The following is a 16585-nucleotide window of genomic DNA, read 5'->3' on the forward strand; positions in this document are numbered from 1 at the left end:
TCGGGATTGCCAGCCGGATCCATTAGACGCTGACGTTGCGCGTCGGATGGAATCGGTACGGCAGAGCTGCTGGATGCGAGTGTTGTCACCCGTCCAGCTCTGGTCGCTTGCCTCAGGCGCGACCCGGTCAATCCGTGCTTTCCGCACACCTTCTTCCTGTGTTCCCAGGCGGCACCTGCCGCCGGTCACCTTCTCGAGGAGCAACCTGTCATGTTCGCGCGCCCGGTTCGCAACGATGAGGCCACCGGCCTCGTCGTGCGTCCTGGCGCGTGCGTCGTGCGGCTGCGGACCTCACCGGTCGAGCGCCTCCTCCTGGTGCTGCGCACGATCCTCGGTGTCGCGTTCGGCATCGGGGTGCTGTGGCTCGGAGGCGTCTTCCTCTCCTGCACCGCATCTACCGCTGCCGCGGTTCCGGTTCAGACCGTTGTGTACGGGGCCGTGAAGGGTGGCAAGGATCGGGCCGCGGGAGGTCGCACTTCCGGTTCTTCGTTGCTGCTGCTTTCGGCCTCAGGCGATGGCGAGGGCGACTCGGACGGCGGGGATTCCGACAGCGGAAACTCCGACAGCGGCGACAGCTCGGACTCCGGTTCCGACTCCGACTCGCACGAGAAGTCGTCGAGCGACTCGGACAAGAGCGACTCGGACAAGAGCGACTCGGACAAGAGCGACTCGGACAAGAGCGACTCGGACAAGAGCGACTCGGACAAGAGCGACTCCGACAAGAGCGACTCCGACAAGAGCGACTCCGACAAGAGCGACTCCGACAAGAGCGACTCCGACAAGAGCGACTCCGACAAGGAGGGGTCGGCCAAGAAGGAGTCCGGCGAGAACGAGTCGGACAAGAGCGACTCCGACAAGGAGGAGTCCGCCAAGAAGGACTCCGACGAGAACGAGTCGGAGAAGAACGAGGCCGGCGAGAAGAAGTCCGACGACAGCTCGTCCGAATCGGAGAAGCGCGACTCGGACGGCGAGAACGCGGGAACGAGCGAGTCGCGGGGCGAGCAGTCCGACGAGGAGAAGCCTGCGGCCGCCGAGGACGACGGTGCCGGCGAGGACGCGCAGCGGGCCGGCGACGACTCGGACAAGAAGGACTCCGAGGCCGCCGAGCTCTCCGACTCGCAGCACGCGCAGAGCGACGCCGCGGCGGACCAGGATGACGCAGCCGATGACGAGCGCGCTCCGAAGTCCGACGCCTCGGACGAGTCGGACGGGAAGTCGGCCGACTCCGGCAGCGAGGTCGACGGCGACGCCCAAGAGGGCGACGACGTCTCGGCCGCAGCAGCGCGCGACGAGGCTCGCGAAAGTTATGACAAGATCTCCGCGGAGCAGCCTTCCTCGGACACCCGGGAATCCCGTGACGAGGACGACTCCGAGAGCGCCGACTCCGAGGGTTCCGACCTCGAGAGCAGCGAGCTCGACACCGCTGACCTGGCCGAATCGGCCACCGACCTCGCCGAGGGCATCGGCGATGAGGCCACGGAGGACGTCCGGGACCTGGTCGAGGGGCTGACTCAGGGCGGCGACGACGAGGACGGCGACGCCGATGGGACCGGCGACCGCGACGCAACGTCGACGCAGGTCCGCGAGGTGCAGGGCGACAGTGGCGACCAGGCATCGGAGACCGACGAGCGTTCGGACGCCGAGGAGGGCTCCGAGTCCGTCGACGTGCTCGCCGCGAAGGTCACGGACCTGGTCGACGACGTCCTCGCGGACGCGGATGTGCGGGCTGCGCTCGAGGAGGTGTCCGACTCCGACTCCGACGACGCGCGCTCCGATGCCGAGGAGGCACAGCGGGAGCACCTGTTCACGGAAGCTGCGGACGAGCTCGCCGCGGTCGACGACCAGGACACCCAGCAGGCGCGGCTGCGCGCCGGGGACCCCGCTGACCCCCGCGGCCCGCCTGCCGAGATCGTCTCCCTCCTCAGCTCCGACGAGAGCGACGAGGACGAGTCCCGCGAGTCCGACGAGGACGAGGACCGGGACGACCGCGATGACGACAAGGACTACGACGACTCTCCGGAGCTGACCGAGCGGGTGCTCGAGGACCGGATCGAGGTCGACAACAGCAAGGAAGAGCTCGAGCAGGAGAAGTCGAAGGTCGCCTCGGGCGAGACGTCCCAGGCCGACTACGACAAGAAGGCCGCCGAGCACGCGGAGCGCGAGCGCAAGGCCGCCGAGAACCGGGACGAGCTGTCGCCGGATCGCGTCGAGCTGGTCGACGAGGTCGTCGACGGGCACAACGAGCTGAGCAAGCGCGAGTCGGAGCTGGACGCCGAGGAGCAGCAGGTCGCCTCCGGCGCGGTCGACCGCGCGACGCACGAGAAGAACGTCGCCGACTACGAGAAGCGGCGCGACGACGTCTACGACGCCACCGACGAGTTGATGGACGCCACCGACCGCGAGGTGCGGACGGTGTCCGAGGACGACCTCGACGGCGAGGGTGCTGCCGCCGGATGTGACGGGGACGGCGCGTTCGTGGCCTGCGGGTCGGCGAGCGAGTCCGCCGACGGTGAGCGCGACTCCGAGCGGAAGCTCTGCCTGTCCGGGGTGTCGAACTGCGGTGCGTCCTCCGAGTCGGGTGGCTCGAAGGCCGAGGCGTCGTGCGACGACACCGGCTGCGGGAGCAGCGCGTCCAGCCGCGGCGCCGACGGCACCGAGACGCGGTCCTCCGCGCGGTGCGACGGCGCTGCCCGGGACTGCGGGCAGTCCAGCAAGGCCGACCGCGAGGGCGCGAGCGCCGAATGCGAGTCCGGGAGCGGGACCTGCCGCAGCGAGTCGAACGGCTCGGGGCGTGGCGGTGCGGAGCCGGGTGACGGTCGGGACACCGTGCGCCTCGCCTCCGCCGACGAGCCCACCGAGACGCACGTCGCCGGCAGCAGCTCGGCGCAGTGCGAGTCGGCCACCGGCTGCGGCACCTCCAGCCGGGTCGAGGTGAGCGAGGACGGCGACGTCGTCGCCGACGCCGAGACCGGGTGCGACACCGGGTGCACCGGTTCCGCCGGCACGCGTACCGATGCCTCGGTCGTGGCCGCGACCAGCTCCCGCCAGTCGACCACCGCCGCGACCGCGGACTGCTCCGTGGACGGCGGCTCCTGCTCGGCCCGCAGCGACTCGAAGGCCGACGGCGAGGACGGCGACCTGTCGGCGTCGAGCACGGCCGGCGGCAGCGTCGACTGCGACGCGGCGTGCACCGGGAACGCCACGGGGACGACGAGCGGCAAGACCACCGGCAGCCCGGCAGTTGCCGGCGCGGCGGCGCCGGTGCGGGAGACCACCGGAACGTCGTCCTGCACGGCTTCGGCCGGCGGGTGCTCTGCGCAGTCCGCCTCCGAGGTCGGGGACGTCGCCGCGGAGTCCCGCTCCGTGGGCAACGCCGCCCGGGAGCTGTACGCCACCAGCGCCGCCGGATCCGGCGTCGCCTGCGCGACCCAGGAGTGCTCGGGCACGGGCAACAGCACGACGACCGGCGCCGCCTCCGGCGACGTGATCGGTGTGCGCGACAGCACGGGCACCTCGTCCTGCTCGGCGCGCGGTGCCGGCGGTACCTGCTCGACGGCGGTGGACACGCTCGTGTCCGACCGTGAGCCGACCCCCGGCGAGATCGTGGCCGGCGTGGTTCCGGTGTCCGGTCCGGTCAGCGTGTCGAACGCGACCGCCTCGGTCGAGTGCGCGGGCGCCGCAACCGAGTGCGGTGGCACGGCGACCTCGGCAACGAGCGCCCGCGACACCGCGGTCACGCCCGACGCCCGCGGCACCTCCGCGTCCACCGAGTGCGCGGTGACGGGCGGCGGGTGCGCCGGCACGGCCAGCTCGGCGGCGTCGAGCGCGAACGACTTCGTCGCCACCGACCCGAACACCGGGCTGCCGCTGCCCGGCCAGCCGGCGACCGGTCCGTCGTCGACCGCCACCGCGAACGCTTCCCTGGCCTGCGCGCCCGGAACGTCGTGCACGGGGTCGGTGCGCACCAGCACCTCCGCGTGGGACGGCGCGTTGACGCGCACGTCCGACGGCACCGCGTCCTGCACGGGTGCGACCGGCGGCTGCGACGTCCAGTCGGTCTCGACCGCCTCCAGCGGTCCGGGTGCCGCGCTGGCTCTGGCCGGTGGCCCACAGCCGGTGAACGCGGCCCGCCTGCCGGCCGGTCCGTCCGCGGCCTCGGCTGCCGGTGCGGCGATGACCTGCGCGGGTGAGCTCGCCTGCACCGGCTCGGTCTCGAGCGCGGCGAACGCCACCGACCCGCTGGTGTCGCTCGCGGCGCGCGGTTCGCACGGCGAGGGCTCCTGCGAGGGCGTGACCGGCGGCGTGTGCCAGGCCGTCACCAACTCCGCTGCCTCGTCCGACCCGTCGGCGAACGTCATCGCTCCGCTCGTGGCCGAGCGCTCCACCGCCAACGCGACCGTGACCTCCGGTACGACGGGTGACGCCCCGCAGGGCAGCCAGCCGCAGCAGGAGCAGCCGGCGGCGCCGGTGCCCACCGCGCCCGGCTCGTCGGCGAACTCCGGCGCGCCCACCGTGCCGGGCGCGTCCAGCTGGACCATGGCGAACGCCACGCTCGACTGCTCCGGCAGCGCCAACGGGTGCACCGGGGTGGCGCGCAGCTCGGCGGCCGGCAGCGACGGCCCGACCACCGGCAACGGAGTCGTCGGGGCGCGTGGCCCACCGGCCGGCGGCTCCAGTACCAGCAGCAGCTGCGCCACGGGCGTGAGCGGCTGCCGGGCGCAGACGAGCGCCACCGCGGCGTCGGGCCAGGTCGTGGCCGACATGATCGCGGAAGACCGGATCTCCACCGCCGTGCAGCTGGCCGAGCAGGCCGCGCAGGCGGAGTACTACGCCGCACTGGCCGCACGGGTTGCGGGCCGGGCGGATGCCACAGCAGAGCAGAAGAAGGCCGCCGCGGACGCGGCGGCAGGGGCGGAGCAGGCGCGGGTGACCGCGTCGGAGGCTGCCGAGCTGGCCGCGATGCCGGTGACCGGCGCCCCGGCAGTCACGAGCGAGTCGTCCGCCGGCGCGCAGTGCGCGGGTGCGGGCTGCACCGCGGCGACCACGGGCAGCACCACCGGGACTGCAGGCGCTTCGACCACGACCGCGACCTGCACCGCTGCGGGCTCCGGGTGCGCAGTCGGCAGTGACGCCACGGCCTCCCCCGGTGCCGCGCAGACGACTTCCCGGGTCGCGTGCCCCGAGGCCGGCTGCACCGCCGCCTTGACCGGAACCGCACACGCCGTCGCCGAGCTCGGCGGGCAGCAGTCCCGCAGCAGTGCGAGCGGCGACACGGGCTGCTCCGGCGCAACCGCCTGTGAAGCGCAGATCAGCGCCGGTTCGACGGTCGCCGTGTCCGGGCCGGACGCCGCGACGAGCGCCTCGGTCGGGGTCACCTGCGCCGACGGCAGCGCGACCGGATGCGCCACGCGGGCGTCGTCGCAGTCGCACGCGACCGGCGCCGCGGGCGTGCACGCCACGTCCACCGCTACGTGCGGGACGGCCGGTGCCTGCCAGGCCGTCACGAGCGGTTACGTCACCACCGGTGTCGCCGAGGTCATGGCGAGCTGCGCCGGAACCGGCTGCGTGACCCACACCGACGGCGACGCGCTGTTCACCGGGTCGAACGGGCGGCACAGCGCGCAGTCGCGCACCGACTGCACCGCGGGCGTGGACGGCCAGTGCGCCGGAACCTCGCGGGTGGGTGCCACCGATGGCAGCACCCAGGTCTCCGCGAACTGCCAGGCGTCCGCGGGATCGACCTGCAGCTACAGCTTCTCCGCCAGCAGCACGGCGTCCAGCGCGACCGGCGGCATGATCGCGTCGGCGGACGCCACCTGCGGCGCTTCCGGTGGTGCGGGTGGCGGGTGGTGCGCCACCAGCGCCACCGCTGAGACCAACGCCGACCTCGCAGTCGCGATGGCCGAGTGCCAGGGCAGCGCCAACGCCGGCTGCTCGTACCGCTACGAGGCGACGGCGTCGAAGTCCACCTCGCACCCGTCCGGATCGTGGGCGAAGGCGCGGGCGCACGGCTCGGGCACCGGCGGGTTCGGCAGCGGCGGCGTGGTGGTCTCGGCGAAGGTCCTCGCCGAGGACGGTCACGCGTACGCCGAGGCGACCTGCGCCGGCGCGCCGAACTGCAGCACCCACTACGAGGCAGAGGCCTACGCGGCGGGGCACTTCGACGACCCGCAGGCCGGGGGGACCTGGGACTCCTGGGGTCGGCCGCGCTGCGTCGGCGGCGGTTCCTCGGGCGGTGGCTGTGGCGTCATCGCGATCGCCGAGCCCGGCTACGGGGGCGGCCAGTGCTACGGCTCCTACTCCAGCTGCCAAACGCCGGGCGACAGCGTGTTCACCCCGTACGCCCCGCCGCCGGGATACTTCTACGACGAGAACGGCAACCTGGTTCCCGAGAGCGTCCCGATCGGGGAGATGGGCGAGCCGGTCCGGTCCGTCGACGGAAAGTGCCTCGGCTTCTTCGGCCTCTGCACCGTCAGCGCGATGGGCCAGGACGGCAAGGTCGTCCAGAAGGTCTGCTGGATCGCGTGCACCGCCGAGACGACGACCGGCGAGAAGGCCTCGTACAACATCTTCACCGGGTTCGACGGGCAGATGTCGACCACGCCGGGCGGGTCCGCGAACGACGTCGCCCACGGCAGGGACACGGTCCACATCGCCCGCGATGCGGACGGAGACGGCGAGGCCAGCGCCACCGGTGGCAACTGGTACATCACCGACGGCCACACCGGGACGACCACGCGTGCGCACAGCGGCAACGTCCGGGTGCCGAACCCGGGCGGCTCCGCCCGGCTCAGCAACCCGCGTACCGGATCGCCGTTCAAGGTGACCTGCACCGGCCCGTGCGAGTGGAACCGGCCGTCGGTGCCGGGGCTCCCCGGCGGGGACAAGATCACGATCGACCGGGCGTGGAGCGAGATCACCGGGCGCGACGCGGCCGGCGGACCGGGCAAGATCCAGTTCGAGGGCAAGGGCCACTTCCAGTTCACCTCGGCCGAGGGGATCACGATCTCCGCCCAGTCCCAGGCGGTCGACGCGCCGCGGGCGACGATCTACACGCCGTCGAACGGGCGTCAGGGTTCGTTCGACATCAAGGACCAGATGTTCACCGTCACGCTGCCGAGCGGCTACTCGGTCACCAACCTGGCCGACCGCGCCGGCGTGTGGGGCAACGGGCGGCTGACGGCCCACGGCGGCACGGGCGGCAAGCTCTACTGCTCCGGCGACTGCGCGGTCACCCGCCCGGGCGAGCCGAGCGCGACCTACCTCCCGTTCGTCACGTGCAAGAACTGCCGGCTCGGCGAGGGCCTGCCCGGCGAGGACCCGACCCGCCCGAACGGCTGGGGCGAGGTGGAACTGTACGACTTCAGCAACGGCCCCGTGACTCGCATGACCACCAACGGCGGCGTGCAGACCTGCGAGGGCAAGGGCTGCAAGTTCACCCAGTTCAACCCGGACGCCCAGGGCAACGGCGGCGGGGCGATCTGCGAGACCGGTGACGGCGGCGGTCAGAACAAGTGCTCCGGCAGCAACCGGTTCGGCGACATCCAGGAGGCGTTGGGTACCGGGCGCGTCACCGGCCTGCGCTACCGCAACAACGACGGGACCGCGGGCGGCCGGTTCTGCGCCGAGTCGAGCTCCCTCGGCTACTGCGGCGAGGGCACCGGCGGCGACGTCAGGGGGAACGGCCCTTGGGACGTGGCGGGTGTCATGACGAACCCGGGAGGCGGTGCGGTCGCTGCCTACGACCCGAACTACAAGCTCCCCGAGGACGTCGCGGCCGCCGTGGCCGAGGTGAAGAACCCGGACGGCACCCCGGTCGTGCCGCGTGCCGAGGGCGACAAGCTGCGGCCGCTCACGGAGATCGAGCTGGAGAAGCTGCGGAAGGCGAACCCGGCGGCGGCGGACGCCTACGAGCGGGGCCGTCCCGCGCCGTCGCAGATGCAGCGGCACGGAGCGATCTTCGCCTCGCTCGAGGACAAGAGCGACATCGCCGAGGTCCACGCGAAGTACGGCGAGTCGGTGTCGTCGACCGTGAGCGACTTCGAGTCCGCGGTCGCGCATGCCCTCGCGGACAACTGGATCGACGACGCCGAGTGGGGTCAGATCGCTCCGCTCAAGGGGGCGATCGACGAGGCGGCGCCGGGCCTGTTGAAGCGCTGGCTGCCGGCGGCCGAGCGGTCCTCGCTCATGGAGTACGCCAACTACCGGGGCGCGACGTTGAACGACAACGCGCGGTGGTTGGTGCACGAGAACCCCGAGGTCGTCTCCGACATCCTCGACGTCGACATCAAGGGCAAGCCTTCGGCGGAGCAGCAACAGCTGGCAGTTGACAAGATCCTCGAGGGGCAGCAGAAGTTCGGCGACGCCTCGCTCGCGCTGTCCCACGCGCTGGGCACCCGGCCCGTGACGCTGAAGGACCGCACCGAGACCTACAACCAGCGGGTGGACGCCGCCAACAAGCGCGGCTACCTGCTGCCCGGCGAGCGTGAGTGGTTCAAGGGCGAGCTGACCTGGCTGGAGGGGGAGCAGGCCGCGCTCGGGGACATCGACCGGCAGCACCGCCCGGTGATCAACGAGGCCAACGGGATCCTGCGCGATCTGGATCTGGTCTACGTGTCGGCATCCGGGAACACGAACTGGAAGGTCGATCTGACGCTCGCCGACGGGCAGCTCGACCTGTCGCAGGAACTGCAGAACCGGCTCACCGCCCCGAGGAACGCCCGCGAGCAGGGCCTGGCGGACACGTTCGGGGGCGTGAGCACGCTCGGTCAGCTCAACTACAACGCCATCCGGGACCGGCAGTACTCCACGATCTCCAGCTTCCTGACCGAGGTCCGGCTGCCGTCGTCCGGCTACCCCGACATGGCGTACGTGCATGCCGCGGCCGCCGCCCTGCCCAGGCTCGACCAGCACTACCAGGGTTCGGACCACCAGCTGAGCCGGGTCTGGGCCAACCTGTCCGGCGACGAGAAGACACGGATCGCCGCATCCTCCGTCGATCTGGGCAACGTCGCCGCGAAGCCGAACTTCGCGTCGTGGGAGAACGCCTTCCTGAGCTCGGCCGCCAACGTGGCGTGGGCGAAGAGCCTCCAGCCGGGCCAGGACCTCAACGGCGACGGCAAGGCGGACACCAACGGCTTCCAGGACTGGTTCGTCCGTGGCCACGAGCTGCCGGACGACTGGGAGGCGTGGACGAAGAACCTCTCCGACTCCGAGCGGGCGAAGTTGGAGGAGGTCTACCGGAACAACCGCCAGAGCGTGCTCGTCGCGGTTGGCGACAACGTCTCGGGCTTCCTCGACCGGGGCGTGGACTGGATCAACGACCCGTTCGGGGACCAGAAGAACCGCCCGAAGGACTTCCTCAGCGTCGCCCGTGACGACGTCAAGGGCATCTTCACCGGCATCCCCCGCATGGCGGCGCAGGGTGTGGAGAACGGCCTCACCGAGCTGGGAACCTGGTCCCAGATCGCGGTCGGCTCGATGGGTGCCGCCATGACCGGCGACACCCGGGTCCTCCAGAACGCCCTGCCCACCGGGGGTGACTGGAGCAGCAAGTTCCCGATCACCACCGGTGCCGTCCAGAACGCCGAGGGGTTCCTTGACAGGTGGGGTTCGGCGATCCAGGGCGACACGAGCAAGCTCCGCGCCACCTACGGCCAGGGGAAGATCGCCTCCACGCTCGCGCAGGACCTCGGCGCGATCCTGCCCTTCGCCGCGATGTTCCGCCGCGTGCCGAAGGAGCTCTCCACCACGATGCGCGGGGTCACCGGACCGCTGACCCGGCCCAACCGCCTCGAGCTGCCGTCGCTGGTCCCGGGCACGATGGTCGGCCCCACCCGTACCGGCTTGGGGGACATCGGGCACCTCGCCCTCGGCCCCCTCGCGAGCCTGCGGCCCCGCCCGTTGAACGAGCTCGGCGATCTCGCCGGCTCCGTGCAGCGCGCATTGCCGCAGCGCGCGCCTCGGATCGTGGACGAGAAGTTCCGCGCCGAGGTCGGCGCCCGCAGCATTGATGAGCTGACCTCGGGCCTGCGCGGCGACCCGCGGTTCCACGTCTGGGAGTACGCCGGGCAGACCTTCGTCCGCCGCGGGCACCCGGACGAGAGCTGGATGCGCAACGAGCTGGGCGACGCCCAGGCTCCTCGGCAGGGCGCCCCCACACGGCAGCACGTCGCCGACATCCTGGACCGGGCTGGCTGGCCGGAGGCGATCCGGGACGGGAAGCTGGACGCTTCCAAAATCGATCAGTTGGCCGATGGAGCGGTCTTCCGCGAGATCGAGGCGGCGATGCGGGCCCAGGCGGCCGGCGAGATCGTCGGGATGAAGGACTGGCTGCAGTTCAACGGCGTCAAGGGGTTCAAGGAGCTGGCCGAGGCCGCGGCCGAGCTGAGCATCGCTCGACGGTTGGTGGCCGAGAACCCGGGCATGGTGGTGAAGGTCGGCCTGGAGAACACGCCGCGGATCTCCGAGAAGACGGGCAAGCGGCTGAGGGAGTTCGACATCGCGGTACAGACCCCCGAGGGGAAGGTCCTCGCCAGCATCGAGGTGAAGGCGCTCCAGAACGCCGTTAAGGGGCCGACTGACCTGACGGAGGGTGTGACTCACGCGGTGGAGAAGGTGGAGAACCGGCAGGGCACGGAGCACCCCGTGGAGGGCAGTCCCGAAGCTCGGGTCCACATCAAGCTGGACGTCGGGGTCAAGAAGTCGCGCAAGCAGACGACGGAGATCCTGAAGGACGGTACGGTGATCCGCACGCGACCCGACGGTCAGCTCATCGGGACGTCGAACATCTACGACAAGTTCGCGGAGCACCTCACCGAGAACGTCCCGCGCAGCATGCTGATCGACCGGGTGACGATCGTCGACCAGTTCGGCGAGTCGATCGTGCTGGTGCGGCATGGATCGACCTGGACGAAGCAGTGAGGTTCACGTGGCCGATGTGAGGATCCGTAGCAGGGGGCGAGGCCTCACGTCCGCTGAGATCGAGGTCCCGGATCACGTCGACGACGAGCTGGGGTACGCCGAGATCGCCGTGGACACGCTCTTCGCCTTGGCGGACGGTCTCTTCGAACCGCTCGCGGTGAACGTCGCACTCCGATGCTGTCACGCCGAGTTCGGCTACCCGCTCGACGAGCCGCGGCCGGCCACCCCCTTTCACCAGCTGCGTCGTGCCGCAGTTCCCGAAGCGGTCGCAATCCCGGACGTCTGGAACAGGCTGGTGGTCTCTCGGGCTGCGCGGCTCGACCGGGCCGCCGTCCTGGGCTGGTTCGCCGATCTCCTCGCCGATCCGCACTGCTCGCAGCCTGGCACCACGACCGGGTGGAGCGAGCTGATCGTCGCCGCGGTCCGAGCCCGCCTTCCCGGGGCGACCGGCCGCGGCGTCGAACCCGACGGCGACGCGCTGTCGGTGTCGGAGGGAGCCGGCGTGATCCGCTATCCCGTCGAGCGGATCGGAGACGACTTCTGGGTGGCCGGTCCGCTCGCCGGGAACTCCGATACGGTCCCGTTCCGGGTTCGGATCGTCAACGACGCCGGGTCGATGTCTCTCGAGTGGTGGCAGAACTGGTCACCGTGGATCGAGGGGGACGCCGCGGGCCGCGCGGATGTCGAGGCCGCTATCCGCCGGCTCTCGGCCATGGGATGGGGTGTGGCGCCGCAGCGGTGATCAAGGAGCCTGCGGCGGCCACTCACCTCGCAACAACGCCCCCGGATCCGGCGCGCACCCGTTCGCCCCGCTGAACACCGGGCACCGCCCGTCCGGCTGCCGCACGTGCTGGGCCACGTACGCCAGCAGCCCCACCGACCCGTCGTTGCGGGGGAGGTAGCGGTCGGCGGTGGCGGAGCCCATCGAGAGCGCCAGCAGCAGCGCTGCGCTCAGTGCGCCGATGAGCGGCATCGCGTTCCGCGGAACGCGGCCGTTGCCGGCGGCGGCGCGCGCCCGCCAGGCGTCCTGCACGCGTCGGCCGCCGTAGCGGGCCGCGAGGACGGCCATGAGCAGCAGGCAGAAGAGGATCTCGGCGGTCGTGCGCGGGTAGAGCTGCACGGTCTGGGTCTCGTACATCTGCGATGCGATCGCGAGCCGCAGGATCCACGCCCCGGCCAGCAGCGCACCCGTGGTGAGCACCGCGGTCCGCCGGCCGGCCACCGCGACGGCGACGCCGAGGCCGACCACCAGCAACACCGTGAACACCCCGACGCCCGCGAGCTCGCCGGGTGGTGGCCACGGGCCGACGTTGCCGGGCAGGTCGTTGCGCCACATCGCGATGTACGCGGGCTCGACGGCGGTGTCGAAGTAGAAGTAGCGGTCCTGCACCTTGCCCGCGGCGGCGATCGCGCCGAACAGGTGCGGCCACGCCACCGCGACCAGGCCGGCCACCGTCACCCCGAGCAGCGCGAGCCCGCGCACCGGCGCGCGCCTCGGGAACCGGACGAGCACGGCGACCAGCGCACCCGGCGCGGACCAGAGGAACCAGCCGGAGTAGACGCTGAACAGCGCCCCGAGCGCCACGCCAGCCGCGGCGCCTGCGACCGCGAGGCGCGTCCACGTGAGGGTGTCGGCACGGCGGAGCAGCCGCAGGAACGCGATGAGCAGCGGCACGAGGGCGACCAGCACCACCGTGGTGTACGGCTTGTACGGCTCCAGCAGCGGCATCCCCGCCACGAGCGCAACGGCGAGGGCCCACACGGGCGTCAGCACGAGCCGCCACGACAGGTAGGCGATCGGCCCGAACAGCGCCGTGCCCACCGCCTGCGAGGTGCGCAGGGCGCCCGCCGTCGAGTCGCCGGTGAGCTCGGCCCAGCGGGCGATCAGGTGCAGCGCCACGGGCGGGTAGTCGGGCGGGATCGGCCGGCCGGCGAGGATGTCGTCGGCCCAGCGGATGAGCTGGCCGGAGTCGCCCCAGTTCGCGAAGAGCGCCCACGTCGTGCCGTGCAGCGCGAGCACGATCCCGCCCGCGACCAGCCCGGTGGCCAGCCCGGCGACGGCGGCGCACGCCAGGCGGCTGACCACGTTGAACGCCCGTGGGTGCCGTGCCGTCGCGACACAGGCCGCGAGCACCGCCAGCCCGAGCAGGACGAACCGCAGGTCGAGCGCGGCGAGGCCGCTCACCTGGCCGAGCCGGTCCAGCGGGTCGACCTCGACGGAGCTGCTCAGCGCCACCGTGCCGATGGCGGCGCCCACGCAGGCGACGACCTCGCCGGCGACGGTTGCGGCTCGCGCGAACCGGCCGGGGGGGTCGAGGGCCGGGGAGGTGACGGCCAGGTCCAGCCCGCCCGTACCGGCCTCTGCTTGCGCGGACACGGCCGCAAGGGTATGGCCTAGCCCGGCCGCGCCTTGATGCGGTAGATGACCGCGTCCTTGTTCCGGTAGACGGGCTGGAGCCAGGGGGCGTTCTCCAGCCCGAGCAGCCCGGGGGCGCGGCGCCAGTCGGTGCGGACGAAGCCCCGGCCGAGCATCACGTACGTGACGTCGAGGCGCGCGACCGCAGCCCGCACCGAGCGGTCCACCGGGTAGCTGTTGAAGCGCGTGTTGAGCAGCAGGGCGTCGGGCCCGATGCCGGAGAAGTTGTAGAAACCGGCGACCGGGTGCACGCCCGCGATCGCGTACATCCACGCCGAGCCGTCGCCGCGGTCGTTCATCACGCGCTGGTCGGGCGGCACCAGCGTCGCGAGCACGCGCATGGCGTCGGCTTCCAGCGACGAAACGACCGGCCCGTCCGGGGCGGCCAGGCGCATCCGGGCCACGTTGCGGCCGAGGTAGAGGTACTCGCTCGTCATTACGAACAGCGTCAGCACCAGGCCGGTGGCGACGAGCCGCCCCGCGAGGTCGACCAGGTCGGGCGGACCGGCCTCGACCTTCGCGGCGAGCGCCCTGATGCCGTCGGCCACCTTGCGCTGCGCCTCGGCGACACCGTGCCCGGCCAGCACGGCGACGGGCACGACGCACAGCCCGATGAGCCGCCACTGGTCGTTCCACCACGGTCGCGTGATCGTGTTGACGAACGTCTCGTCCGACGACGCGGCGAGCAGGAACATCGTGCCGAACGCGATCCCCGACGCGAAGATCCAGCGCAGCGCGCCCAGCCGCCCCACCCGCGCGATGCCGATGGCGACGACGAGCACGAGCCACCACTGCGGGCGCAGGCCGTCGTGCGCGAACGCCAGCAGCTCGCCGAAGGCCTCCGACTGCGTCAGCTCCGCCGGCCAGTCGTACACCGGCTCGCCGGACGCGCTGCCGATCGAGCCGAGCACCTGGGGTAGCGCGAGCAGCGCGGCGACCACCCCCGCGGCGAGCACGACGATCGGCTCACGCAGCAGCAGGCGGGGTTGGCCCACCCAGCGCTGCACCATCGCCGGCATGACGAAGACCGCCGCGGTGAACAGCGTGGCCGGGTTCAGCGCGATCATGCCGAGCAGCCCGAGCCCGAACAGCAGCCCGCGGCCGATCTGGCGCAGGCCCCTCGCGTCGAGGACGTCCAGCAGCAGCACCGCGGCCAGCGGCATCAGCACGGCGCCGGTGACGAACGGCAGCAGCGGGCCCCGCCACAGCATGTCGTAGAACGAGGTGAACGCGACGCTGCAGGCGGCAGCGGCCACGGCGAGCACGGCTCGGCCGCGGAAGCGGTACACCAGCGCGACGATGGTCAGCGCGCCCATCCCGGGCAGCAGCACGGTCTGCGCGTTGAGGACGGTGGGGACGTCCGCGCCGGTGATCCGCAGGACCACCGCGGCCACCAGGTGGTAGGCGTTCGGGTAGAAGACCTCGACGCCGTTCTCGTACCAGTTGACCTTGGCCATCCCGACGAGGCTGCTGTCGCCGGTGTCGGCGATCCACCGGATGCCGTTGGCGTGGAACGCGGCGTCCCAGTCCTGGGGGATCGCGGACAGTTGCCCCAGTCCCGACCAGATCACGGTGGCGCCGAACACGACGACGGCGCCGAGCGCCGCGGCCACGCTGGCGTGCACCCAGAGCGCCCACACCGGCGGCCCCGAGCGGTCGGAAGGGCCGAACCGCTGCCGGATCCCGAAACGCGCGAGCACCGCCCCGGCGGAGAGCACCACGAGGAGCAGCCCGGCGCTCGTGGGCGACCAGGCGATGTCGATCGCGGAGAAGATCGGCCCGAACAACCCGGCGACGGCGTAGGTGAGGAGCGGGGCCGCTGCGGCGAGCGTCCAGCCGCGCAGGCCGGCGAGGCCGCCGAGCACGAGACCCGGCACCCAGAGGGTGAGCACGTACAGCGCCACCACCTGCGCGCCTGCTCCCACCTGCCGAACCCCCGGATCGCCGCCGTCGCCGGATCAACGGCAACCGGCGAGAACCTACACGTCCGTGGATGACGCCCGGGTGATGCCAGGGTCGGGCCGCAGTGGGGCGCCCACTACCCTCGGGTGGCGTGACCTACGCGGGATACGACCTCGTCGTCGTCGGCTCCGGCTTCTTCGGCCTCACCGTGGCCGAGCGGGCTGCCACGGAGCTGGACAAGCGGGTGCTGGTGCTCGAGCGCCGCTCGCACATCGGTGGCAACGCCTACTCCGAGGTCGAGCCCGAGACGGGCATCGAGATCCACCGCTACGGGGCCCACCTGTTCCACACCTCGAACGAGCGGGTGTGGGAGTACGTCAACCGCTTCACGAAGTTCACCGGTTACCAGCACCGCGTCTTCGCGCGCGTCGGCGACCAGGTCTACGCGTTCCCCATGAACCTGGCGCTGATCAACCAGTTCTTCGGCCGTTCGCACACCCCCGACGAGGCCCGCGCCCTCATCGCCGAGCAGGCGGGCGAGATCGACGCGAAGGACGTGAAGAACCTCGAGGAGAAGGCGATCTCGCTCATCGGTCGCCCGCTCTACGAGGCGTTCATCAAGGGGTACACCGCCAAGCAGTGGCAGACCGACCCCACGCAGCTCGACCCGTCGATCATCACGCGGCTGCCGGTCCGGTACACGTTCGACAACCGCTACTTCAACGACAAGTACGAGGGTCTTCCCGTCGACGGCTACACGGCGTGGCTCGAGAAGATGGCCGACCACCCGAACATCGAGGTGCGCCTCGACGTCGACTACTTCGAGGTGCGCGACCAGATCCCGGCGGGCACGCCCACCGTGTACACCGGCCCGCTGGACCGCTACTTCGACTTCTCGGAGGGCGAGCTGGGCTGGCGCACGCTCGACTTCGAGCAGGAGGTGGTCGAGACCGGCGACTTCCAGGGCGCGCCTGTCATCAACTACAACGACGCAGAGGTGCCCTACACCCGCGTTCTTGAGTTCCGCCACTTCCACCCCGAGCGGGACTACCGCACGGACAAGACGGTGATCGTGCGCGAGTACTCCCGGTTCGCGGAGTCCGGCGACGAGCCCTACTACCCGATCAACAGCCAGGACAACCGCGCGAAGCTGCAGCGCTACCGCGACCTCGCCCGCAAGGAGACCGCGAACGGGAACGTGCTGTTCGGCGGCCGGCTGGGCACGTACAAGTACCTCGACATGCACATGGCGATCGGCTCGGCGTTGACGATGTTCGACAACCGCCTGCGCCCCTACTTCACCGACGGCAAGGCGCTCTCGGGCACGGAATCCGAGGACTGACC

Annotated in this window: 5 protein-coding genes; 3 read left to right on the plus strand and 2 right to left on the minus strand. The window is 71.7% G+C overall.

Going from position 1 to position 16585, the window contains the following annotated elements:
* Positions 1-210 precede the first annotated feature (210 nt).
* Together FB388_RS37585 and FB388_RS37590 are read left to right on the plus strand one after the other, a co-directional pair.
* Positions 211-10923 (plus strand): hypothetical protein, encoded by a 10713-nt coding sequence (locus FB388_RS37585; RefSeq protein WP_142107389.1) that lies wholly within the window; start codon positions 211-213, stop codon positions 10921-10923.
* A gap of 16 nt (positions 10924-10939) precedes the next feature.
* Positions 10940-11665 carry a hypothetical protein gene (locus tag FB388_RS37590; RefSeq protein WP_142107390.1) on the plus strand — a complete coding sequence of 242 codons (726 nt, stop codon included), beginning with the start codon at positions 10940-10942 and terminating at the stop codon, positions 11663-11665.
* On the opposite strand, the gene FB388_RS37595 is transcribed toward FB388_RS37590, so the two are convergent.
* Entirely contained in the window at positions 11666-13300 is a 1635-nt protein-coding gene (locus tag FB388_RS37595; RefSeq protein WP_142107391.1) for a hypothetical protein, read from the minus strand.
* A 17-nt stretch (positions 13301-13317) separates the two neighbouring features.
* On the minus strand, positions 13318-15264 hold the full coding sequence (locus tag FB388_RS37600) for a DUF6541 family protein (protein ID WP_142107392.1): 1947 nt from the start codon (positions 15262-15264) through the stop codon (positions 13318-13320).
* A 128-nt stretch (positions 15265-15392) separates the two neighbouring features.
* On the opposite strand from FB388_RS37600, the gene glf reads away from it, so the two are divergent.
* Entirely contained in the window at positions 15393-16583 is a 1191-nt protein-coding gene (glf, locus tag FB388_RS37605; RefSeq protein ID WP_211362465.1) for a UDP-galactopyranose mutase, read from the plus strand.
* Positions 16584-16585: the final 2 nt, after the last annotated feature.

Source organism: Pseudonocardia cypriaca, from assembly GCF_006717045.1.
GTDB classification, from domain to species: domain Bacteria; phylum Actinomycetota; class Actinomycetes; order Mycobacteriales; family Pseudonocardiaceae; genus Pseudonocardia; species Pseudonocardia cypriaca.